Raw genomic sequence first — 21,862 nt, forward strand, 5'->3', positions numbered from 1 at the left:
TCCGCCACGCCAAGGCAGACGCGCGGCGCTCGCATCGGTATAGTGCCCGCCCTCTTGCGTGCCAGCTCCTTGGCGCGACATGCAGTAAAAGTCATTAAAAGCGAGGAACACTCCATGCTTGAAGTCATCAACGACTTCCTATCGGGCAAGGTACTGATCGTGCTCATTGTCGGTCTGGGCAGTTACTTCACGATCCGCTCGCGTTTCGTTCAGCTGCGTTATTTCACCCATATGTTCTCGGTATTTCGCGACAGCCTGCGCAGCAGCAGCGAACAACTGAGCTCGTTCCAGGCGCTGATGCTCAGCCTCGCCGGCCGTGTCGGTGCGGGCAATATCGCAGGTGTCGGCATCGCCGTGACCCTCGGCGGCCCCGGTGCGGTGTTCTGGATGTGGGTAACCGCGCTGGTCGGCATGTCCAGCAGCTTCATCGAATGCACCCTCGGCCAGCTGTACAAACGCTGCGACAGTGAAGGCCAGTACCGCGGCGGCCCGTCGTATTACATCGAACATGGCCTGGGCAAGCGCTGGCTGGGCATGGTCATGGCCTTCCTGCTGCTGGTCACCTTCGGCTTCGCCTTCAACGGCCTGCAGGCCCACGCCGTGACCCACTCGCTGAACAACGCCTTCCAGTTCGATACCACCTACACCGGTATCGCCCTGGCGCTGCTGCTGGGCCTGGTGTTCATCGGCGGCATCAAGCGTATCGCCGCCGTCGCCGACCTGCTGGTACCGGTCAAGACCCTGGTTTACATCGCCGTAACCATTTACGTGATCGTGCTGCAGTTCGATCAGGTGCCGGGCATGCTGATGACCATCGTCAAAAGCGCCTTCGGCCTGGATCAGGCCTTCGGTGGCCTGGTCGGCAGCGCCATCATCATGGGCGTCAAGCGCGGCGTTTTCGCCAACGAAGCCGGCCTTGGCAGCGCACCCAACGTCGCCGCCGTGGCCCAGGTCGAACACCCGATTGCCCAGGGCGTGGTCCAGGCCTTCTCAGTATTCCTCGACACCTTCATCATCTGCACCTGCACGGCCTTGCTGATCCTGCTCTCGGGCTTCTACACCCCGGGCTTCGAAGGGGACGGCATCGCGTTGACCCAGAACTCGCTGGCTGCCGTGGTCGGTGACTGGGGACGGATGTTCATCAGCGTCGCCCTGGCGCTGTTCGTGTTCACCTCGATCCTCTACAACTACTACCTGGGCGAGAGCAACCTGCGCTTTCTGGTCGGTGACAACCGCAAGGCCCTGATCGGCTACCGCGCACTGGTGTTGCTACTGATCTTCTGGGGCGCGGTGCAGAACCTGGGCACGGTGTTCGCGTTCGCCGACATCACCATGACCTGCCTGGCCTTCGTCAACCTGATCGCCCTGGCCCTGCTGTTCAAGGTGGCCATGCGCGTGCTGCGCGACTACGACGACCAGCGCGCTGCCGGGGTAAAAACGCCGGTGTTCGATTCGGCCAAGTTCGCCGACCTGGACCTCGACACCAAAGCCTGGCCAGCCAAGGTCGAAGACGCCAAGCGCTGACAGCCTGCACAGTGATGGCGTACTGTGGTCGGCTTATCTCAAGCCGACCACGGAGACAGGCGAATGGCAACTGCGCAACCAGCCCGCAATATCTTGGTGCTGTACACCGGCGGCACCATCGGCATGCAAGCCAGCGCCAACGGCCTGGCCCCCGCCTCGGGCTTCGAGCAACGGATGCGCGAGCAACTGGCTGGGCAGGCCGCTATTCCCGTCTGGCAGTTCCGTGAGCTGCTACCGCTGATCGACAGCGCCAACATGACCCCGCACTACTGGCAGCGCCTGCGTGCGGCGATCATCGATGCGGTCGACGGGCAAAGCTGCGATGCCGTGCTGGTGCTGCACGGTACCGATACCCTGGCTTACAGCGCTGCGGCCATGGGCTTCCAGTTGCTGGGCCTGCAGATCCCGGTGCTGTTCACCGGCTCCATGCTGCCAGCCGGTGTCGCCGACAGCGATGCCTGGGAAAATCTCACCGGGGCGCTACAGGCCCTGGCTGCAGGCGTCCCGCCCGGTGTGCAACTGTTCTTTCACGGTGAACTGCTGGCCCCGCACCATACCGCCAAGGTGCGCAGCTTTGGCCGTCATCCGTTCGTTACCCTCAAGCGTTTTGCCGGCGCTGGCGCGCCGCAACCCCTGCCCGCCGCGCTCGACTATCGCCAACCGAAACAGGTCGCCAATGTCGCGGTGCTGCCCCTGGTGCCAGGGTTTGGCGCCCCCCTGTTGCAGGCCGCGCTGGCCAGCGGCGCACAAGGCTTGATCCTGGAATGCTTTGGCAGTGGCACCGGCCCGTCCGACAACCCCGACTTTCTCGCCGCCCTGGCCGAGGCTCAGGCACGTGGCATCGTCGTGGTCGCCATCACCCAGTGCCATGAAGGCGGGGTTGAACTGGATGTCTACCAGGCCGGCAGCCGCTTGCGCCAGGTCGGTGTGCTGTCGGGAGGCGGCATGACCCGTGAAGCACTGTTCGGCAAGTTGCAGCTGTTGCTGGGCAGCGGTTTGCCGGTTGCCGAGGTTCGGCGCCTGGTGGAGCAGGATCTTTGCGGGGAATTGCTATAAGCGACTGAAGGCATACAAATTGCTCGACTTGTTTGGCCAACCTGCCGAAAGAAGCCGAGCATGCTCCATTCACACCTCACCACCCTCAACGCCGTGTCCCTGGTTCTGCAGGCCTTTCAAGGCCAGGGCCCCGGCGATGAAGCGCTGCTTGCCGGCAGCGGCATCAGCCCGGCAGACCTGGGCCGCGCCGACTCACGCATCACCACCCGCCAGGAGATGCTGGTGTGTGCCAATGCCGTGGCCAGCGCCGCGAAGTGGGCCTGGAGCTGGGCCGGCGCATGCATGTCTCCTGCTACGGCATGCTCGGTTACGCCCTGCTCTCCAGTGCCACCTTAGGTGACGCTTTGCGCCTGGCGATGCAGTACCCGGCGCTACTGGGAACACTTTTTCAGCTGCGCCTGATCGACGACGGCGAGCGGGTCTGGTTCAGCGCCAGCGATTATCGCGAAGAACCGCAGCTGGCGGCGTTCAATGCCGAGTTCTGCCTGACCTCGCTGAAAGTCATCTGCGACGACCTGCTTGGCCAACCGCTACCGCTGCTGGCGGCACGCTTCGCCCACCCCACGCCCGATTACCATGCGCTGTATGGCGACAGCTTCGCCTGCCCGTTGCGCTTCGAGGCAGCCGACAATGCCTTCGCCTTCGCGCGCGCATGGCTGGAGCAACCCCTGCCGCTGGCCGACCAGATCACCCACCGGGCCATGAGCGAGCGCTGCCGACGGCTAAACCTGGAGTTCACCGGTCGCCAGGCCTGGCTCGGGCGGATTCGCCAACTGCTACTTGAACAACTCGATGCGGCTCCCGGGCTGGAAGGCCTGGCGCGGCAGATGAACTGCTCGTCGCGCACCTTGCGTCGGCACCTGCAAGAGCTGGGCAGCAGTTATCAACAACTGCTTGATGAACTGCGTTTCGAGCGTGCCAAGCAGCTATTGGCCGAAGATCAGCTGCCCATCTACCGCATCGCCGAACTGCTGGGCTTCAGCGAAACCGCCAGCTTTCGCCACGCCTTCATGCGCTGGAGCGGCGTTGCGCCAAGCCACTTCCGCGCCTGAATACGACGGTTGCACTGCCAGGGGGCGAAATCCGGACAGTCAGGCTGGCCATATCGGTCCCCTTTTGGCCGTTTCCGTCGTTCTGCACCGGGCCCGGGCCACCAACAATGGAGCGACGCCAGTGACCCGGAGAACAACAAGATGCTGACGATCTATTCCGATGACCACCGCCTGCACCATGGCCGCTGCGAGCTGATCGACGGGCGACTGATGCCCTGCTTCGAGATGCCTTCGCGCGCCGACCATGTTCTGGAGCGGGTAAAAACCCGCGAGCTGGGTGCAATCAAGGGGCCTGCCGACTTTGGCCGCGCGCCCTTGCTGCGCGTGCACAGTGCCGATTACCTGAACTTCTTCGAAGGCGCCTGGCAGCGCTGGACCCAGCTGGGCCACGAAGGCGACCTGCTGCCCTTCACCTGGCCGGCGCGCACCCTGCGCAGCGTCAAACCTAGCGGCCTGCACGGCGAACTCGGTTACTACAGCTTCGACGCCGGCGCGCCAATCACCGCTGGCACCTGGCAAGCGGCCTACAGCGCCGCGCAGGTTGCCCTCACCGCCCAGGCTGCGATCCAGACCGGCGCCCACAGCGCCTTCGCCCTCTGCCGGCCACCGGGACACCACGCCGCCAGCGATGTCATGGGCGGCTACTGCTACCTCAACAACGCCGCCATCGCCGCCCAGGCGTTCCTCGACCAAGGCCGGGGCAAGGTGGCAATCCTCGATGTCGACTACCATCACGGCAACGGCACCCAGGAAATCTTCTACCAGCGCAGTGGTGTGTTCTTCGCCTCGATCCATGGAGATCCGCAGGCCGAGTTTCCGTTCTTCCTTGGCTATGCCGATGAGCAAGGCGAAGGTGAAGGCCTGGGCTACAACGTCAATTACCCGCTGCCCGCCGGTAGCGACTGGCTGACCTGGAGCAAGGCCCTGGATGACGCCTGTGAGCGCATCGCCGCCTATGGCCCGGACGTGCTGGTGATTTCGCTGGGCGTGGACACGTTCAAGGACGACCCGATCTCCCAGTTCAAGCTCGACAGCCCCGACTACCTGAAGATGGGCGAACGCATCGCCCGCCTCGGCACGCCGACGCTGTTCGTCATGGAAGGTGGTTATGCGGTCGAGGAAATCGGCATCAACGCAGTGAACGTACTCGAAGGTTTCGAACGCGCCCAACAGGAAGCTCAAGCATGACCCGACTCAAGCGCCTGCTCGCCCCTCTGCTCTGCAGCACCCTGCGGGTCTACAACTGGTTCGACTACATCACCCCGCAAACCCTGGTGGACTTCCAGAAAGACAGCCAGGTCAAGCTCATCTACGACATCTTCGACACCAACGAAGCCCTGGAGGCCAAGCTGCTGACCGGCAACTCCGGCTACGACGTGGTGGTGCCGTCCAACGTGTTCCTGGCCAAGCAGATCGAGGCCGGGGTGTTCCAGCCGCTGGACCGCAGCAAGCTGCCGAACTGGCAGCACCTGGACCCGAAACTGATGAAGCTGATCGAGGCCAACGACCCCGGCAACCAGTTCGCCGTGCCGTACATGTACGGCACCGTACTGATCGGCTTCAACCCGGCCAAGGTCAAGGCGGCGCTGGGCGACAATGCCCCGGTCGACAGCTGGGACCTGATCTTCAAGGAAGAGAACATCGCCAAGCTCAAGCAATGCGGCGTGGCCTTGCTTGACTCGCCGTCGGAAATCCTGCCGCTGGCCCTGCAGTACCTGGGCCTGCCACCGAACAGCACGAAACCGGCGGACTACAAAAAGGCCGAAGAGCTGCTACTGAAGATCCGCCCGCACGTCACCTACTTCCACTCCTCCAAGTACATGGCGGATATCGCCAATGGCGACATCTGTGTGGCGGTCGGCTACTCGGGCAGCTTCTCCCAGGCGGCCAACCGCGCCACCGAGGCGAAGAACGGCGTGGTCGTCGACATGCGCCTGCCCAAGGAAGGTGCGCCGATCTGGTTCGACATGCTGGCAATCCCCAAAGGCGCGGCCAACCCGGAAGATGCCTACACCTTCATCAACTACCTGCTGCAGCCCAAGGTGATCGCGTCCATCAGCGACTTTGTCGGTTACCCCAACCCCAACAAGGACGCCACCGAACTGGTTGCACCGGCCATCCGCAACAACCCCAACCTTTACCCCACCGAGCAAGCCATGGCCAAGCTCTACACCCTGCAGCCACTGCCACGCGATGCCGAGCGGGCGCGCACCCGCGCCTGGACCAAGATCAAGGCCGGGACCTGATCGTCACTGACGCCAGGCCCGCCGCAAGCGGGCCAGGGCATCGGCAATAGCGGCTTCGCCCACGGCGGCGAAGCCCAGTACCAGCCCCGCGCGCTCATCCATAGGGACCGTCGAATCTGGCAGCCAGTAATCGCTCAGGGCATTGAGCTCAACGCCTACCGCTTCAGCACGGGCGATCAACTCCTGCTCGCGGGCATAGCTGTCGATATCGACTTTCACGTGCAATCCTGCTGCGACGTCCGGCATGGCGCCAACGCCGGGAACGTCCATGGGCCACCCAGCCTTTAACGCATTGCGTCGACTCAGTGCGGCCCTGCGCATGCGCCGAATATGCCGCTGAAAATGCCCCTGGGCCATGAACTGCGCCATCACCGCCTGAGTACCCACCTCCGAGTGCCGCACGGCCAGCGCCCGACAGCGGGAAAAGGCTTGTACCAGCTGCTTTGGCAGCACCAGGTAGCCCAGGCGTAGCGCCGGAAAGGCGATTTTGCCGAAGGTGCCGACATACAACACCCGCCCGCTACGATCCAGTGCCGCCAAAGGCGCCAGCGGGTCGCCGCTGTAGCGGTACTCGCCATCGTAGTCGTCTTCAATGATCCAGCCGTCCTTGCGCTCGGCCCAGGCCAGCAATTCCAGGCGCCGGGCCAAGCTCATGGTGACGCCGGTCGGGTACTGGTGAGACGGCGTCACGTAGCTGAGGCGGCAATGCTCCACGGCATTGAGCGCCGCGCAGTCGAGCCCTTCGTGGTCCACCGCCACTCCTTGTACCGTTGCCCCGGTCAATGCGAAGGCGTTGCCAGCGGCGCGGTAGCCGGGGTTTTCCACAGCCACTACTTCGCCAGGCTCCAGCAACAGCTGTGCACAAAGACTAATGGCCTGCTGCGCGCCACTGGTGATCACAATTTGTTCAGCCGCACACGAAAGCCCACGAGATCGACGTAAATAGGTCGCGATCAGCTCGCGAAGTTGCGGCTCGCCAGCCGGGTCGCCATAACCCAGCGCAGCAGGATCGGGATTACGCCAGAAACCCGCCTGAAGCTTGGCCCAGACGTCGAACGGGAACAGGTCGAACGCCGGCAAACCGACACGAAAAGCCCGCGGCGGACCGCTTTTAGGCGCCGGTAGATGGTTGTTTTCCAGACGGTGCATTGGACCACTGTGGATAACTTTACTGGATGAATCCTCAGTATTTTCCGCTGTTTTTGTGGATAACCCTGTGGAAAAACCCAGGGATAACCCTGTGGATACTTTTGTGGATAGTTTTGGCAGGTGGCTGACATAGGTGCCATCGCCCACCCGGCTTTCGATATAGCCCTCGGCATACAGCTGGTCATAGGCGCGCACTACGCTGTTGCGCGACAGCGCTAGCACCTGCGCCATGTCGCGGGTCGCCGGCAAGCGCGTGCCGCTGCTCAAGCGACCGTCCAGCACCCGCAGGCGCAGGGCATGGTAGAGCTGGCGGCTAAGGCCCTGACGGCGATCCAGGACGATGCCCGTCGGGTCGAACGGCAAAGTGAAAGGACGCTCGCTCATGACATTGGACCTATGAAATTAGCTTGAAATGGCTCTTACCTTAGTCCAATAGCCTGCCTAGGATTGAGCCATTCGCCAAGGACAATTCATATGTTCACACCTTCGAGCCACAAGGAAACCGATCTCGACCGCCTGCATCAGCAGATCGAACAAACGCGCCTCGCCGTGCTGGTCACCCACGGCGAGCAGGGTCTGCAGGCCAGCCACCTCCCCCTGTTACTGGATCGCAGCCAGGGCAGCAACGGCACCCTGTACGGCCACTTCGCCCGGGCCAACAAGCAATGGCAGGAGCTGGCCAACGGCGCCGAGGTGCTGGTGGTGTTTGCCGGGCCGGATGCGTATGTCAGCGCGGGTTACTACCCCAGCAAGATCGACGACCCGCGCACGGTACCGACCTGGAACTACGTGACGGTGCACGCCTGGGGCAAGGCCGAGGTGTATCACGACGCCGAGCGCCTGCTGGCTATCGTCAGGCGCCTGAGTGATCAGCATGAACAAAGCCAGGCCAAGCCCTGGTCGGTGGAAGAAGCACCGGCCGACTACATGGCCGGCATGCTCAAGGCGATCGTCGGCTTCGCCCTGCCCATCGAGCGCCTGCAAGGCACACGCAAACTTAGCCAGAACCGTTCGGCCATCGATATCGAAGGCGTGCGCAAAGGCCTGGCCAACAGTACCGATCCCCTGGACAACCAACTGGCCGCCCTGATGGGCCAACCTTGAAGGAGCATGCCTATGGCTAGCGTAACCATCCGCCCCGTCACTGCCGCCGATCACAGTGCCTGGCTGCCACTGTGGCAGGCTTATCAGCGCTTTTACCAAACACGCATCGCCGACGAAGTCAGCGCCGTGGCCTGGGAGCGCATGCTCGACCCCAGCGAGCCAACCAATGCCGCGCTGGCCTGGGTCGACGGCAAGGCGCTGGGCATGGTCCACTGGATCTATCACCGCTCCAACTGGAGCATCGAGAATTCCTGCTACCTGCAAGACCTGTACGTGCAAAGTGAGCAGCGTGGCCTGGGTATCGGCCGCCAATTGATCGAATATGTCTACGCTACGGCAAAGTCGGCAGGTTGCGCCAAGGTGCACTGGCTGACCCACGAAACCAATGCCACGGCTATCAGCCTGTACGAGCAAGTCGCCGAGCGGCCCGGCTTCATTCAGTTCCGCAAACCGCTGTAAGCCAGAGGAGCCACCCATGAACAGCCCATTGCACTGGCATCCGGCCAAGCGCCCGCAACCTTCGACATTGACCGGGCGCTTCGTACGCCTGGAAAAACTCGACCCCAAGCGCGACACCGAAGACCTCTGGGAAGTGTTCCAGGGCCCCCAGGCCGATAACAAACTGTGGGATTACCTGGCTTACGGTCCGTTCAGCGAACGCGAGGATTTCGATCACTGGCTCGACATCAACGCCGCCAGCAGCGACCCGCTGTTCTACAGCGTCATTGACCTGGCCAGCGGCCAGACCCAGGGCATCCTCAGCTTGATGTCGATCGTGCCCGAACAGGGCCGCATCGAAATTGGCCACATCGCCTTCGGCGCTGCCATGCAACGCACGCCCAAGGGTACCGAAGCCATCTACCTGCTCGGCAAGCTGGCGTTCGCGCTGGGCAACCGCCGCCTGGAATGGAAGTGCAACAACGACAACGCCCGCTCCAAGCGCGCTGCACTGCGCTTTGGCTTCACCTTCGAAGGGGTGTTTCGCAAGCATATGGTGATCAAGGACCGTAACCGCGACACAGCGTGGTTCTCGATTACCGATGATGAATGGCCGGCGATTGCGGCGGGGTTTGAGCGCTGGTTGGCGGAAGATAACCAACGCCCTGAAGGGCAGGTGCGAACACTGCAAGCGTGTCGGTAGGTGCGTGCAAAAAAAAAAGGGGAGCATACGCCCCCCAGAGGTTAACCGCTTGTAGATGAGGGCCTGAACATCAGCCCTCGATCTCGATCAGGATCTCGCCCGGGTTGACCCGGTCGCCCTTGGCCACGTGAATGGCGGTGACCTTGCCGGCAATTGCCGCCTGCACTTCGGTCTCCATCTTCATTGCCTCGGTAATCAGCACTGGCTGGCCGGCCTTGACCATGTCGCCTTCCTTGACCAGCACATCAACGATGTTGCCCGGCATGGTGGTACTGACATGGCCCGGCGCACTGGCCTGTTTGCGCTTGCTGCTGCCACCGCCGACGAACTCGTTGAGCGGCTCGAACACCACTTCTTCCGGCATGCCGTCGATGGACAGGTAGAAGTGGCGCTTGCCTTCGGCCTTGACGCCAACACCGGTGATATCCACCCGGTAGGTTTCACCGTGCACGTCAATGACGAACTCGGTCGGTACGCCTTCGCCGCCGGCCGAAGCCACGGCACCGGCTTCCGGAATCGGCAGCAACACTTCAGGGGTCAGGGTGCCGGCCTCACGCTCTTCGAGGAACTTGCGCCCGATGTCCGGGAACATGGCGTAGGTCAGTACGTCTTCTTCCGACTTGGCCAGGGCGCCAATGTCATTGCGCAGCTTGGTCATTTCTGGCTTGAGCAGGTCAGCCGGACGCACATCGATGACTTCTTCGCTACCGATGGCCTGGCGCCGCAGTTGTTCGTCGACCACACCCGGGGCCTTGCCGTAACCGCCTTGCAGGTACAGCTTCACCTCGTTGGTGATGGTCTTGTAGCGCTCGCCAGCAAGTACGTTGAAGAACGCCTGGGTGCCGACGATCTGCGAGGTCGGGGTCACCAACGGCGGGAAGCCGAGGTCTTCACGCACCCGCGGGATCTCCGCCAGCACTTCGTTCATGCGGTTGAGCGCGCCCTGCTCCTTGAGCTGGTTGGCCAGGTTGGAAATCATCCCGCCCGGTACCTGATTGACTTGCACGCGGGTATCGACAGCGGTGAACTCGCTTTCGAACTGGTGGTATTTCTTGCGCACGGCATAGAAGTACAGGCCGATTTCCTGCAACAGCTCCAGGCTCAGGCCAGTGTCGAATTCGCTGCCCTTGAGGGCCGCGACCATCGACTCGGTGCCCGGGTGGCTGGTGCCCCAGGCAAAGCTGGAGATGGCGGTGTCGATATGATCGGCGCCGTTCTCGATAGCTTTGAGCTGGCACATGGCAGCCAGGCCGGCGGTGTCGTGGGAGTGGACGAACACCGGCAGCGACTGCTCGGCCTTCAGTGCCTTGACCAGCTCGCCGGTGGCGTACGGGGTCAGCAGGCCGGCCATGTCCTTGATTGCCACCGAGTCGCAACCCATGGCTTCCATCTGCTTGGCCTGGGCGACGAAGGCTTCGATGGTGTGCACGGGGCTGGTGGTGTAGGCGATGGTGCCCTGGGCATGTTTGCCGGCGGCCTTGACCGCTTCGATGGCGACACGCAGGTTACGCACGTCGTTCATGGCGTCGAAGATGCGGAACACGTCGATGCCGTTAACCGCCGCCTTGGCGACGAAGGCTTTGACCACGTCGTCGCTGTAGTGGCGGTAGCCCAGCAGGTTCTGCCCACGCAGAAGCATCTGCAGGCGGGTGTTGGGCAATGCTGCGCGCAGCTTGCGCAGGCGCTCCCACGGGTCTTCCTTGAGGAAGCGCACGCAGGCATCGAAAGTCGCCCCACCCCAGACTTCCAGCGACCAGTAGCCGACTTTGTCGAGCTTGTCGCAGATCGGCAGCATGTCTTCGGTACGCATGCGGGTGGCCAGCAGGGACTGGTGGGCGTCGCGCAGGATTGTGTCGGTAACAAAGATCTTCTTGGACATTCTTATCTCCTCATAGCGGCAAGCTTTAAGCTACAAGCCGCAAGAAAAAGCCGATCCGCTTCTACTTGCAGCTTGCCGCTTGCAGCTTGCGGCTGCATTCATAGGCCTGCGTGGGCGGCGATGGCGGCAGCGATGGCCAGGGCCAGCTCTTCGGGTTTGCGCTTGATCGAGTAGTTGGTCAGTTCCGGATGGCTTTCAACGAAGCTGGTATTGAACTGACCGCTGCGAAATTCCGGGTTGCGCAGGATTTCCTGGTAATAGGCGGCGGTGGTCTTCACCCCTTGCACGCGCATGTCGTCCAGGGCCCGCAGGCCGCGGTCCATGGCTTCTTCCCAGGTCAGCGCCCAGACCACCAGTTTCAGGCACATGGAGTCATAGAACGGTGGAATGGTGTAGCCGGTGTAGATCGCCGTGTCGGTACGCACGCCCGGGCCGCCGGGTGCGTAGTAACGGGTGATCTTGCCGAAGCTGGGCAGGAAGTTGTTTTTCGGGTCTTCGGCATTGATCCGGAACTGCAAAGCAAAGCCGCGGTGCTGGATGTCTTCCTGCTTGACCGACAGCGGCAGGCCGGAAGCGATGCGGATCTGCTCGCGGACGATGTCGATGCCGGTGATTTCTTCGGTGATAGTGTGCTCCACCTGCACCCGGGTATTCATCTCCATGAAGTACACCTCGCCATCGGCGAGCAGGAACTCCACGGTACCGGCGTTCTCGTAACCCACGGCCTTGGCCGCGCGCACCGACAGGTCACCGATGTAGGCGCGCTGCTCGGGGGTCAGTTGCGGGCTTGGGGCGATTTCGATGAGCTTCTGGTTGCGCCGCTGGATCGAGCAGTCGCGCTCGAACAGGTGCACGACGTTGCCGAAGCTGTCACCAAGGATCTGCGCCTCGATGTGCTTGGGATTGACGATGCATTTTTCCAGGAACACTTCCGCCGAACCGAAAGCCTTGGTTGCCTCGGAGATCACCCGCGGGAACGCTTGCTCCAGCTCTTCACGGCTGTTGCAGCGACGAATACCGCGGCCGCCACCACCGGAAGTGGCCTTGAGCATCACCGGATAACCGATGCGGTCGCCTTCGAGCAGCGCTTCATGGATGTCGGCGACGTTGCCCTCGGTGCCCGGGGTGACCGGTACACCGGCCTTGATCATGCTGCGGCGGGCTTCGGTCTTGTCACCCATGCGGCGAATGACTTCAGCCGAAGGGCCGATGAATTTGATCCCACGTTCGGCGCAGATGTCCGCAAGTTCAGCGTTCTCAGACAGAAAACCATAACCGGGATGCAGCGCATCACAACCGGTTTCCACGGCCAGGTTCACCAGCTTGCGCGGGTTCAGGTAGCCGGCCAGGGGCTCGGCACCAATGCTGTGGGCCTCATCGGCACGTTTGACGTGCAAGGCATGGCGGTCGGCGTCTGAGTAGATCGCCACGGAACGGATGCCCATCTCGGCGCAGGCACGCACGATTCGAACAGCAATTTCACCGCGGTTGGCGATCAGGATCTTTTTTATCACTGGAGTATTCCCAAGGCCGCTAGAACAATCGAGCCGGCGTCGCCGGTCGGCGCGTGACCAATCGTCGCTGGCCAGTCGCATCTTTACCCTAGCGCTGTCTCTGGATAAACAAAAATCAATATTTATTAGGGTGTGCATAAGCAAAAGCTTATAGTGCTGTTACAAGGTTTTGCCGGGGCTTGAGAGAAATGCGTAAGTCATTGATGCGTATGACATTGCGTCAACTTCAGATCTTCAATGAGGTCTGTGATTTGCGTTCCTATAGCCGGGCCGCCGAGGAGATGAACCTGACGCAACCCGCCGTTAGTCTACAGATCCGCCAACTCGAAGAACTGGTCGGCCAGCCGCTGTTCGAGTACGTCGGCAAAAAGCTCTACCTGACCGACGCCGCCGAGGCTTTGCAGCGCGCCAGCCGCGACATCTTCGGGCGCCTGGAGAGCCTCGACATGCAGCTCTCGGACATGCAGGGCTCGCTGCAAGGGCAACTGAAGCTGGCGGTCGAGTCCAGTGCCAAATACTTCGTCCCGCACCTGTTCGCCGCCTTCAAGCGCTTGCACCCTGAGGTCAATCTTACCCTCACGGTAGTGAACCGGGCCCAGGCCATCCGTCGCCTCTCGGACAACCGCGATGACCTGATCATCATGTCCATGGTGCCTCAGGACATGGGCCTGGAGTTCCTGCCATTCCTGAACAATCCAATTGTAGCCGTGGCGCCGCCCGATCACCCACTGTGCAAGCTCGACAGCCTGCGCCTGCAGGACCTTGAGCCGCACACCCTGCTGGTGCGCGAACAGGGCTCGGGGACGCGCAAGGCTTGCGAAGAGTACTTCAAGGAAAAGCGTGTGCACTTCACCCAGACGCTGGAGGTGGCCTCGGCCGATGCCCAGCGCGAATGCGTGATCGCAGGCCTGGGCATTGCCCTGCTGACCCGCCACGCGCTGAACCTGGAACTGGCCACTGGCGTGCTGCGCGAGCTGCCGGTCGAAGAGCTGCCACTGTACCGCAGTTGGTGCGTGGTGCAGTCCAAGGCCAAGCGGCAGTCGCCGGTGGCCCTGGCCTTTTTAGCGTTCATTCGTAGCGAACGTGCGCAGATCAGCGGGCTTGTTGAGCGTTTCTCGGGGATTCTGCCGCCGATACCTGCCACACGCTGAGGGTCTGCAGGTCGGCGTAGTCGGTGATTTCCTGCAGCAGGCGGCGCTGCTCGGAGTAGCTTTCGATCGCGCGGCGAAACTCCATGCGACGCTGATCTTTTTCCTGCTGCTTGCGGGATTTGGCGTTGGGTTGGTACGAGCCATCGAATTCACGAGCCATTGCATATCTCCCTTTTCGAGTGCGGGAGCTTCAGCCTGACGACGTGGCATTACGATTTGGCGGCGAGCCAATGACAAATCAATGAACCTGTAGGAGCGGGCTTGCCCCGCTCCTACAGGCCTCAGTCGTCCATCGCCTTGATCGACTTGGGCGACAAACGCAGGCTGCGTAAGCTGCGCTTGACGCTCTTGAGGTGGTTGACCAGGCTCGGCCCGCGGGCCATGGCAACGCCCATGGCCAGCACGTCGATCACCACCAGGTGGGCGATACGCGAGGTCAGGGGGGTGTAGATCTCGGTGTCTTCGTGCACGTCGATGGCCAGGTTGACGGTCGACAGCTCGGCAAGCGGCGTCTGGCTCGGGCACAGGGTGATCAGCGTGGCGCCGCTTTCGCGCACCAGGTTGGCGGTGATCAGCAGGTCCTTGGAGCGCCCCGACTGGGAGATGCAGATCGCCACATCGCCAGGCTTGAGGGTAACCGCCGACATCGCCTGCATGTGCGGGTCGGAGTAAGCCGCCGCCGTCAGCAACAGGCGGAAGAACTTGTGCTGGGCATCGGCCGCCACCGCACCCGAGGCACCAAAACCATAGAACTCGACGCGCTGGGCCTGGGCCATGGCCGTAACCGCACGTTGCAAGGCCTGCGGGTCGAGGTGCTCGCGCACCTCCATCAGCGTATGCAAGGTGGTGTCGAAGATCTTCAGGCTGTAGTCGGCAACCGAGTCGTCCTCATGAATCGCGAACTGGCCGAAACTCGCCCCCGCCGCCAGGCTCTGGGCCAGCTTGAGCTTGAGGTCTTGAAAGCCGGAACAACCGATCGCACGGCAAAAGCGCACGATAGTCGGCTCGCTGATACCAACGCTGTGGGCAAGGTCGGCCATGGAGCTATGCATGACGGCCGCTGGATCAAGCAGCACGTGATCGGCAACCTTGAGTTCCGATTTGCGTAGCAGATGGCGCGACTGGGCGATGTGTTGCAACAGATTCAAGGGCAGGACTCGGTTATGATCGACTGACCGGGTTGTAGCTTTCTTGTAGTTATACTACATGACCGGCGACCCGCCCAGCTAAACGAACTAGGAGAGTGGTGGTATTGACTATCCCTTGCGACATCATGGTGTTCGGCGGCACCGGTGACCTGGCCCTGCACAAACTGCTTCCGGCGCTCTACCACCTGTATCGCGAGGCTCGCCTGCACCCGGCCGTACGCATCATTGCCCTGGCCCGCAGCAATCTGCCGCGCAATGAATTCCTCAAGCTCGCCGAACGCCGCTGCCGGGCGCAGATTGCCCGCGCCGACTTCGATGAAGATGTCTGGGCGCGCTTCTCTGCACGGCTGGACTACTTCCCCATGGATGCCTCGCAAAGCGCCGATTTCGTCCGCCTGGCGCGCTTTCTCGGTGAAGCGGGCGGCCTGACCCGGATCTACTACCTGGCCACCGCACCCAATCTGTTCGTGCCGATAGCCAACCACCTGAAAGTCGCAGGCCTGGCCGATCACGACGCACGTATCGTGCTGGAAAAGCCCATTGGCCACTCGCTGGAATCGGCCACGGCAATCAACCAGGCCTTTGGCGCCGTTTTCGCTGAATCGCAGGTGTTTCGCATCGACCACTACCTGGGCAAGGAGACGGTGCAGAACCTCATGGCCCTGCGCTTTGCCAATGCCCTGCTCGAACCGGTATGGCGCAACAACCAGGTCGATCATGTGCAGATCAGCGTCTGCGAAACCCTCGGCGTAGAAAATCGCGGCGCCTACTACGACCGTGCCGGCGCCACCCGCGACATGCTGCAAAACCACCTGTTGCAACTGCTCTGCCTGGTGGCTATGGAACCGCCAGCGCAGTTCGAGGCCGAGGCGGTGCGTGACGAAAAAGTAAAGATTCTCAAGGCCCTGCAACCGATCACCGGCCAGGATGTACAAGACAAGACCGTGCGCGGCCAATACAGCGCCGGCAAGATCGGCGGCCAGGAAGTACCGGCCTACTATTTCGAGAAAGACGTCGACAACGACAGCGATACCGAGACGTTCGTCGCCGTAGAAGCGCATATCAATAACTGGCGCTGGGCCGGCGTACCGTTCTATTTGCGCACCGGCAAGCGCCTGGCCAAGCGCTCGTCGCAGATCGTCATCCAGTTCAAACCCGTGCCGCACCGCCTGTTTGAGGGCGACCAGGCCAACCAGTTGCTGATCCAGCTACAACCCGATGAGCGTATCAGCCTGCAGATGATGACCAAGACCCCCGGCAAGGGCATGCGCCTGGAGCCGGTGGAACTGAACCTCAACCTGGCCCAGGTCTTCGGCCAGACCCGTCGCTGGGACGCCTATGAGCGCCTGTTGCTGGATGTGCTCGAAGGCGATTCGACGCTGTTCATGCGCCGTGACGAAGTCGAGGCTGCCTGGGCCTGGGTCGACCCGATCCTCACCGGCTGGCAGGAGCACTTCCAGGCGCCACGCCCCTACCACGCCGGCTCCAACGGCCCGGATCAGGCCCATAGCCTGCTGGCGCACCAGGGCCGCGCCTGGCACCTCTAGAAGAAGCTGTAGTGACTGGCCAGTAGCTCGGCCAGCTCCTGCGCCGGTACCGGCCGGCTGATCAGGTAACCCTGCACTTCATTGCAGCCTTGCTTGCGCAAAAACTCCAGCTGTTCATGGGTCTCGACGCCCTCCGCGACCACCTGAAGGTCGAGGCTCTGGGCCATGGCGATGATTGCCCGGGTGATCGCGGCATCTTCACTGCCTTCGCTCAGGCCGCGGATAAAGGCCTGATCGATCTTTACGTAATCCACCGGGAAGCGCTTGAGGTAGCTGAGCGATGAGTAGCCCGTGCCAAAGTCATCGATGGCCAGCTTCACTCCCAGTTCGTGCAACTGGCGGAAGGTGGCGATGATGTGTTCAACGCTATCGAGCAACTGGCTCTCGGTCAGTTCCAGCTCCAGCAGATGCGGCGCCAGGCCACTTTCATCGAGCACCTGGCGCACCAGGCTGACCAGCTTGCCGTGGCGCAACTGATAGACCGACAGGTTCACCGATACACGGATCGGCGCAAGCCCCATGCGCTGCCACTCGCAGGCCTGCCAACAGGCCTGGCGCAGAACGAATTCGCCCATCGGCGCAATCAGGCCGGTTTCTTCGGCCAGGCCGATAAAGTCCGACGGCGGTACCATGCCCCACTGCGGATGCTGCCAGCGCACCAGTGCCTCGGCAGCATGCAGACGGCCAGTGGCCAGGCACAGCTTGGGCTGGTAGTAGACCTGTAGCTGACGCTCCTCGATGGCCTTGCGCAGGTGGTTTTCCAGCTGCAGGCGCTGCAGGGTACTGGCCTGCAGGCTCTCGGTGTAGAACTGGAAATTGTCGCCGCCCAGGTGCTTGGCGTGCTGCATGGCGGTGTTGGCCTGGCTGACCAGTACCGTGACATCCCGCGAGGTATCGGCCAGCAGGCTGATGCCTACCGAGGCGCTGATCACCAGCTCGTGGCCATCGACCCGCAGCGGTACGCGCAGCTTGTCCAGCAAGCGGCTGGCCACACGCACCAGGCTCGACAGGTTGCTGTAGGCATCGAACAGCACGGCAAACTCGTCGCCGGACAGGCGCGCCACCGTATCGGCCTCGGGCATGGCATTGCTGATGCGCTGGGCCATCTGCTTGAGCAACTGGTCGGCAACTTCGTGGCCAAGGCTGTCATTGAGCAGCTTGAAGCGGTCCAGGTCGATGTGCAGCAAGGCCAGGCCGCGCCCGCTCTGGCGCAGGCGCTCGCCGGCCTCATGCAGGCGCAAGCGGAACAGGGCGCGGTTGGCCAGGCCCGTCAGCTCGTCGTAGTGCGCCAGGTACCGCAGGCGCTCCTCGGACTCGCGGCGCGCCGACAGGTCGGTAAAGAAGCCGACGATGCTGGTCAGATTGCCCCGTGCATCGCGCACGCCATTGAGCTGCAGCCACTGTGGATAAAGCTCGCCGTTCTTGCGCGCCTCGACCAGTTCCCCCTGCCAGTTGCCCTGCTGCTCCAGTGCCAGCTCAATGGCCTGAGAGTGGCGACGGGCGTCGCGACTGCAGGGCAGTTCCAGTAACCGGCCCTGAAGCAATTCTTCGCGGTTGTAGCCGGTAACCCGGCAGAAGGCCTGATTGACCGCCAGCAACACATAATCAGGGTCGAGAATCACGATGCCTTCGCTGGCCGCCTCAAATACGGTGGCGGCCATGCGCTGCTGTTCTTCCTGGGCTTTTTGCGCACTGATATCCCGGCGGGTGCCAAGCATGCGCAGCACCCGCCCGCTGGCACTGCGCTCCACTGCCCGGCCTCGGTCCTCGATCCAGCACCAGTGGCCCTGGCGGTGACGCACCCGGTAGTCGATGCGGTAATCCTCGCTGCGGCCCTTGAGGTGTTCGACCAGGGTGCGCTTGAGCAGCGGCACGTCATCGGGATGCAGGCGTGGCTTGAGGTGCGCGAGCATTTCCTGAACCTGGTCAGGCTCCAGGCCAAACAACTCGCGCAACTGGGTATGGTGGATCTCGTCGGTTTCCAGGTTCCAGTCCCACAGCCCCAGTTCGCTGGCCTCCAGGGCCAGGGCCAGACGCTGTTCGCTCTTGCTCAGGGCCTGGTTGGCAGCATCCAGCTCCTGGCTGCGCTGGGCGACGCGCGACTCCAGGCCTACTTGCGCCTCGCGCAGTTGCTCCTCGATCAGCCGACGCTGCTCGACCTCCTCGGCCAATGCCTGGTTAAGTCGTTCGCTGCGGCTTTGTGCCGTTTGCAGGTGCTCGATCAGCTCCTGATTCTGAAAGCGCCGCAACAGCCCACGCTCGATCAGCCGGTTGACCTGCCAGGCCACCACTGACAAGGCGAGCAATAAAATCAGGCCAAGCCAGCCCCAGCCACGCTGCTGCTCATCGCCATTGCAGAACAGGAAGGCAATCGGCGGCAGCAGGCACGGCAAGGTAAAACTAAGGAAGGCCGGCAGGCTGACGGCATAGGCGACGCTGGCCGATAGCGTTGCCGCCCCCAGCAGGCCGAATACCCAGGCCTGCTGGACGAAGTTATCCACCGGCACCAGGGCGATCGCCGCGCTGGCCAGGGTCAGGCCACTGAAGGCCGAACCGAACAGGAACATTCGCCACCAGCTTGGCTGGGCCTGTCGAGCGGGCATGGCGGCATCGAAGGCGGCGACCTGGATCACCCGCAAGGCCACCAACGCCGTCAGCCAGACAATCCATATACTGACTAATAGGTAGCGCGCCGGGCTCCACAGCAACCAGGCACAGACCAGACCATTGAGCAGCATGAACAGGGTCGGCAGCAATGAGCCCTGGTACAGCAGGCGGGTGCGCTCGACGGCCAGTTGGGTTGCGAAGTGCTTGCGAATACTCCGGCGCGCTTCGGAAGGGGCGCTCATGGAGTCGGAACCAAGAGTCATAGGCAGTGTTCTTGTAATGGTTAGCCTTAAACGTGCACGGAGCATACACAAGCAAGCTCTCGGGCCAAACTGCTCTGGATCATAATTATTTCATTGCGTTTCCCGACGGCAGGCGCTCAAGCACGCAGGCCTTGGGCTGCAGCCGATGACCAGCCAGTCGTCAGCGGCAAGTTTTTCTACTGTATATTTGCCCAAGGGTCGTCTGCGCCCCTAAAATGGCCGGATGCGCGATGATCTCTCTCTCCTGTTGAACTCTCTCAACGACGCCCAACGCCAGGCTGTAGCTGCGCCGGTCGGTCGTCAGTTGGTCCTGGCCGGTGCCGGCTCCGGCAAGACCCGTGTGCTGGTGCACCGCATCGCCTGGTTGATCCAGGTCGTGCAGGCCTCGCCGCACTCGATCCTGTCGGTGACCTTCACCAACAAGGCCGCTGCCGAGATGCGCCAGCGTATCGAACAGCTGATGGGCATCAACCCGGCCGGCATGTGGGTAGGCACCTTCCACGGCCTGGCGCACCGCCTGTTGCGCGCGCACTGGCAAGAGGCAGGGCTGAACCAGAACTTCCAGATCCTCGACAGCGACGACCAGCAGCGCCTGGTCAAGCGGGTGATCCGCGAGCTGGGCCTGGATGAACAACGCTGGCCAGCGCGCCAGGCACAATGGTTCATCAACGGGCAGAAAGACGAAGGCCTGCGCCCGCAACACATCCAGGCCAGTGGCGACCTGTTCCTGGGCACCATGCGCAGCATCTATGAAGCCTACGAGACCGCCTGCCAGCGCGCCGGCGTCATCGACTTCTCCGAGCTGCTGCTGCGCGCCCTGGACCTGTGGCGTGACCACCCTGGCCTGCTCGAGCACTACCAGCGGCGCTTCCGTCATGTGCTGGTCGACGAATTCCAGGATACCAACGCCGTGCAGTACGCCTGGCTGCGGCTGCTGGCCAAGGGCGGTGACAGCCTGATGGTGGTCGGCGACGACGACCAGTCGATTTATGGCTGGCGTGGCGCCAAGATCGAGAACATCCATCAGTACACGGCCGACTTCCCTGACGCCGAGCTGATCCGCCTGGAGCAGAACTACCGCTCCACCGCCGGTATCCTCAAGGCGGCCAACGCCCTGATCGCCAACAACAGCGGGCGCCTGGGCAAAGAGCTGTGGACCGACGGTGGCGATGGCGAACCGCTGAGCCTGTACGCCGCCTTCAACGAGCACGACGAAGCCCGCTACGTGGTCGAGAGCATCGAAAGCGCGCTCAAGACCGGCCTGGCCCTCAGCGATATTGCCATCCTGTATCGCTCCAACGCCCAGTCGCGGGTGCTTGAAGAAGCACTGCTGCGCGAACGCATTCCTTACCGCATCTATGGCGGCCAGCGCTTCTTCGAGCGTGCCGAGATCAAGAACGCCATGGCCTACCTGCGCCTGCTCGAAGGCCGCGGCAACGACGCAGCCCTTGAGCGGGTGATCAACGTGCCGCCGCGCGGCATCGGTGAGAAGACCGTCGAAGCGATTCGCGAACACGCCCGCCACGCCCAGGTCTCGATGTGGGAGTCGATGAGCCTGCTGATCGCCAACAAGGCGCTCAAGGGCCGCGCTGCCAGCGCCCTGGGCGCGTTCATGGAAATGATCGAGAACCTCGCCGCCAAGGTCATGGAAATGCCCCTGCACCTGATGACCCAGACGGTCATCGAGCAGTCCGGGCTGATCGTCTATCACCAGGAAGAAAAAGGCGAAAAAGGCCAGGCCCGGGTAGAGAACCTTGAGGAACTGGTCAGCGCCGCGCGCAACTTCGAAAACAGCGAAGAAGACGCCGAACTGTCGCCATTGGCGGCCTTCCTCGGCCACGCCTCGCTGGAAGCCGGCGACGCCCAGGCCGACGAGCACGAAGACAGCATCCAGCTGATGACCCTGCACAGTGCCAAGGGCCTGGAATTCCCTCACGTATTCCTGGTCGGCATGGAAGAAGGCCTGTTCCCGCACAAGATGAGCCTGGAAGAACCCGGCCGCCTTGAAGAGGAGCGCCGCCTGGCCTACGTCGGCATCACCCGCGCCATGCAGCAACTGGTGATGACCTATGCCGAGACTCGCCGGCTGTATGGCAGCGAGACCTACAACAAGGTCTCGCGCTTCGTACGCGAAATTCCGGCAGGCCTGGTTCAGGAAGTGCGCCTGTCCAACAGCGTCAGCCGCCCGTTCAGCTCCGGCCAGCAGCAGAACTCGAGCAGCCTGTTTGCCAACGCCAACATTCCGCAGACCGCCTTCAACCTGGGTCAGCGTGTGCAACATGCGGTGTTCGGCGAAGGGGTGATCCTCAACTTCGAGGGTTCCGGCGCCCAGGCCCGGGTCCAGGTCAACTTCGCCGAAGGCAGCAAGTGGCTGATGCTTGGCTACGCCAAGCTCGAGGCCCTGTAACGCAGAAAATCCTGCAGGAGCGGGCTTGCCCCGCGATGCAATGTGACTTGCAAGCCGCAAATCGCGGGGCAAGC

General features: G+C 62.5%; 16 protein-coding genes and 1 pseudogene. 11 read left to right on the forward strand and 6 right to left on the reverse strand.

Going from position 1 to position 21,862, the window contains the following annotated elements; translation table 11 throughout:
* Positions 1-114 precede the first annotated feature (114 nt).
* The 5 genes and pseudogenes from KHO53_RS10250 (at position 115) to KHO53_RS10270 (ending at position 5,878) form a co-directional block, all read left to right on the forward strand.
* Positions 115-1,524, forward strand: coding sequence for an alanine/glycine:cation symporter family protein (locus tag KHO53_RS10250; RefSeq protein WP_010222802.1), 1,410 nt, complete (start codon positions 115-117; stop codon positions 1,522-1,524).
* A gap of 63 nt (positions 1,525-1,587) precedes the next feature.
* Positions 1,588-2,580 (forward strand): asparaginase, encoded by a 993-nt coding sequence (locus tag KHO53_RS10255; protein ID WP_213570267.1) that lies wholly within the window; start codon positions 1,588-1,590, stop codon positions 2,578-2,580.
* Between the two features lie 60 nt (positions 2,581-2,640).
* Positions 2,641-3,632 (forward strand): annotated as a pseudogene (locus KHO53_RS10260) (AraC family transcriptional regulator).
* Positions 3,633-3,773: 141 nt separating this feature from the next.
* Entirely contained in the window at positions 3,774-4,820 is a 1,047-nt protein-coding gene (locus KHO53_RS10265) for a histone deacetylase family protein (RefSeq protein ID WP_213570268.1), read from the forward strand.
* Positions 4,817-5,878 (forward strand): polyamine ABC transporter substrate-binding protein, encoded by a 1,062-nt coding sequence (locus tag KHO53_RS10270; protein WP_213570269.1) that lies wholly within the window; start codon positions 4,817-4,819, stop codon positions 5,876-5,878. Before KHO53_RS10265 ends, KHO53_RS10270 begins: the two co-directional genes overlap by 4 nt.
* Before the next feature lie 3 nt (positions 5,879-5,881).
* Here KHO53_RS10270 and pdxR read toward each other — a convergent pair whose 3' ends face one another.
* On the reverse strand, positions 5,882-7,411 hold the full coding sequence (gene pdxR, locus KHO53_RS10275; protein ID WP_010222797.1) for a MocR-like pyridoxine biosynthesis transcription factor PdxR: 1,530 nt from the start codon (positions 7,409-7,411) through the stop codon (positions 5,882-5,884).
* Between the two features lie 90 nt (positions 7,412-7,501).
* On the opposite strand from pdxR, the gene KHO53_RS10280 reads away from it, so the two are divergent.
* The 3 genes from KHO53_RS10280 to KHO53_RS10290 are packed head-to-tail and all read left to right on the forward strand — an operon-like array spanning position 7,502 to position 9,272.
* Positions 7,502-8,131 (forward strand): FMN-binding negative transcriptional regulator, encoded by a 630-nt coding sequence (locus KHO53_RS10280; protein WP_010222796.1) that lies wholly within the window; start codon positions 7,502-7,504, stop codon positions 8,129-8,131.
* Between the two features lie 12 nt (positions 8,132-8,143).
* Positions 8,144-8,590, forward strand: coding sequence for a GNAT family N-acetyltransferase (locus KHO53_RS10285; RefSeq protein WP_010222795.1), 447 nt, complete (start codon positions 8,144-8,146; stop codon positions 8,588-8,590).
* Between the two features lie 16 nt (positions 8,591-8,606).
* On the forward strand, positions 8,607-9,272 hold the full coding sequence (locus KHO53_RS10290) for a GNAT family N-acetyltransferase (RefSeq protein WP_010222794.1): 666 nt from the start codon (positions 8,607-8,609) through the stop codon (positions 9,270-9,272).
* Between the two features lie 70 nt (positions 9,273-9,342).
* On the opposite strand, the gene oadA is transcribed toward KHO53_RS10290, so the two are convergent.
* Together oadA and KHO53_RS10300 are read right to left on the reverse strand one after the other, a co-directional pair.
* Positions 9,343-11,151, reverse strand: a complete 1,809-nt coding sequence (gene oadA / locus KHO53_RS10295) for a sodium-extruding oxaloacetate decarboxylase subunit alpha (RefSeq protein WP_010222793.1) — start codon at positions 11,149-11,151, stop codon at positions 9,343-9,345.
* Between the two features lie 98 nt (positions 11,152-11,249).
* Positions 11,250-12,665: an acetyl-CoA carboxylase biotin carboxylase subunit gene (locus tag KHO53_RS10300; RefSeq protein WP_010222792.1), complete on the reverse strand. Its 1,416-nt coding sequence runs from the start codon at positions 12,663-12,665 to the stop codon at positions 11,250-11,252.
* Between the two features lie 203 nt (positions 12,666-12,868).
* Here KHO53_RS10300 and KHO53_RS10305 point away from each other — a divergent pair, with 203 nt between their 5' ends.
* Positions 12,869-13,816 carry a LysR family transcriptional regulator gene (locus tag KHO53_RS10305; protein WP_162471128.1) on the forward strand — a complete coding sequence of 316 codons (948 nt, stop codon included), beginning with the start codon at positions 12,869-12,871 and terminating at the stop codon, positions 13,814-13,816.
* Here KHO53_RS10305 and KHO53_RS10310 read toward each other — a convergent pair.
* Together KHO53_RS10310 and hexR are read right to left on the reverse strand one after the other, a co-directional pair.
* Positions 13,758-13,976 (reverse strand): PA3496 family putative envelope integrity protein, encoded by a 219-nt coding sequence (locus KHO53_RS10310; protein ID WP_026001293.1) that lies wholly within the window; start codon positions 13,974-13,976, stop codon positions 13,758-13,760. The genes KHO53_RS10305 and KHO53_RS10310 overlap by 59 nt on opposite strands.
* A 121-nt stretch (positions 13,977-14,097) precedes the next feature.
* Positions 14,098-14,964, reverse strand: a complete 867-nt coding sequence (gene hexR / locus KHO53_RS10315) for a transcriptional regulator HexR (protein ID WP_010222789.1) — start codon at positions 14,962-14,964, stop codon at positions 14,098-14,100.
* 104 nt (positions 14,965-15,068) lie between these two features.
* Between hexR and zwf the strand changes: the two genes are divergently transcribed.
* A complete protein-coding gene (gene zwf / locus KHO53_RS10320) occupies positions 15,069-16,511 on the forward strand; it encodes a glucose-6-phosphate dehydrogenase (protein ID WP_010222788.1) in 1,443 nt (480 codons plus the stop codon).
* Here the strand turns inward: zwf and KHO53_RS10325 are convergent.
* Positions 16,508-19,381, reverse strand: coding sequence for an EAL domain-containing protein (locus KHO53_RS10325; RefSeq protein ID WP_213570270.1), 2,874 nt, complete (start codon positions 19,379-19,381; stop codon positions 16,508-16,510). The two genes, zwf and KHO53_RS10325, sit on opposite strands and share 4 nt — an antisense overlap.
* A 223-nt stretch (positions 19,382-19,604) precedes the next feature.
* Between KHO53_RS10325 and uvrD the strand changes: the two genes are divergently transcribed.
* Positions 19,605-21,788: a DNA helicase II gene (uvrD, locus tag KHO53_RS10330; protein ID WP_213570271.1), complete on the forward strand. Its 2,184-nt coding sequence runs from the start codon at positions 19,605-19,607 to the stop codon at positions 21,786-21,788.
* Positions 21,789-21,862: the final 74 nt, after the last annotated feature.

The sequence above is a fragment of the Pseudomonas sp. RC2C2 genome (assembly GCF_018390435.1).
Lineage (GTDB): Bacteria > Pseudomonadota > Gammaproteobacteria > Pseudomonadales > Pseudomonadaceae > Aquipseudomonas > Aquipseudomonas donghuensis.

Bases quoted from the DNA above. Each gene is read 5' to 3' on its own strand.
- KHO53_RS10255 (WP_213570267.1), top strand. From the start codon at position 1,588: ATGGCAACTGCGCAACCAGCCCGCAATATCTTGGTGCTGTACACCGGC.
- KHO53_RS10305 (WP_162471128.1), top strand. From the start codon at position 12,869: ATGCGTATGACATTGCGTCAACTTCAGATCTTCAATGAGGTCTGTGAT.
- KHO53_RS10325 (WP_213570270.1), bottom strand. From the start codon at position 19,381: ATGACTCTTGGTTCCGACTCCATGAGCGCCCCTTCCGAAGCGCGCCGG.
- uvrD (WP_213570271.1), top strand. From the start codon at position 19,605: ATGCGCGATGATCTCTCTCTCCTGTTGAACTCTCTCAACGACGCCCAA.
- oadA (WP_010222793.1), bottom strand. From the start codon at position 11,151: ATGTCCAAGAAGATCTTTGTTACCGACACAATCCTGCGCGACGCCCAC.
- KHO53_RS10285 (WP_010222795.1), top strand. From the start codon at position 8,144: ATGGCTAGCGTAACCATCCGCCCCGTCACTGCCGCCGATCACAGTGCC.
- KHO53_RS10280 (WP_010222796.1), top strand. From the start codon at position 7,502: ATGTTCACACCTTCGAGCCACAAGGAAACCGATCTCGACCGCCTGCAT.
- KHO53_RS10290 (WP_010222794.1), top strand. From the start codon at position 8,607: ATGAACAGCCCATTGCACTGGCATCCGGCCAAGCGCCCGCAACCTTCG.
- KHO53_RS10310 (WP_026001293.1), bottom strand. From the start codon at position 13,976: ATGGCTCGTGAATTCGATGGCTCGTACCAACCCAACGCCAAATCCCGC.
- KHO53_RS10265 (WP_213570268.1), top strand. From the start codon at position 3,774: ATGCTGACGATCTATTCCGATGACCACCGCCTGCACCATGGCCGCTGC.
- KHO53_RS10270 (WP_213570269.1), top strand. From the start codon at position 4,817: ATGACCCGACTCAAGCGCCTGCTCGCCCCTCTGCTCTGCAGCACCCTG.
- pdxR (WP_010222797.1), bottom strand. From the start codon at position 7,411: ATGAGCGAGCGTCCTTTCACTTTGCCGTTCGACCCGACGGGCATCGTC.
- KHO53_RS10250 (WP_010222802.1), top strand. From the start codon at position 115: ATGCTTGAAGTCATCAACGACTTCCTATCGGGCAAGGTACTGATCGTG.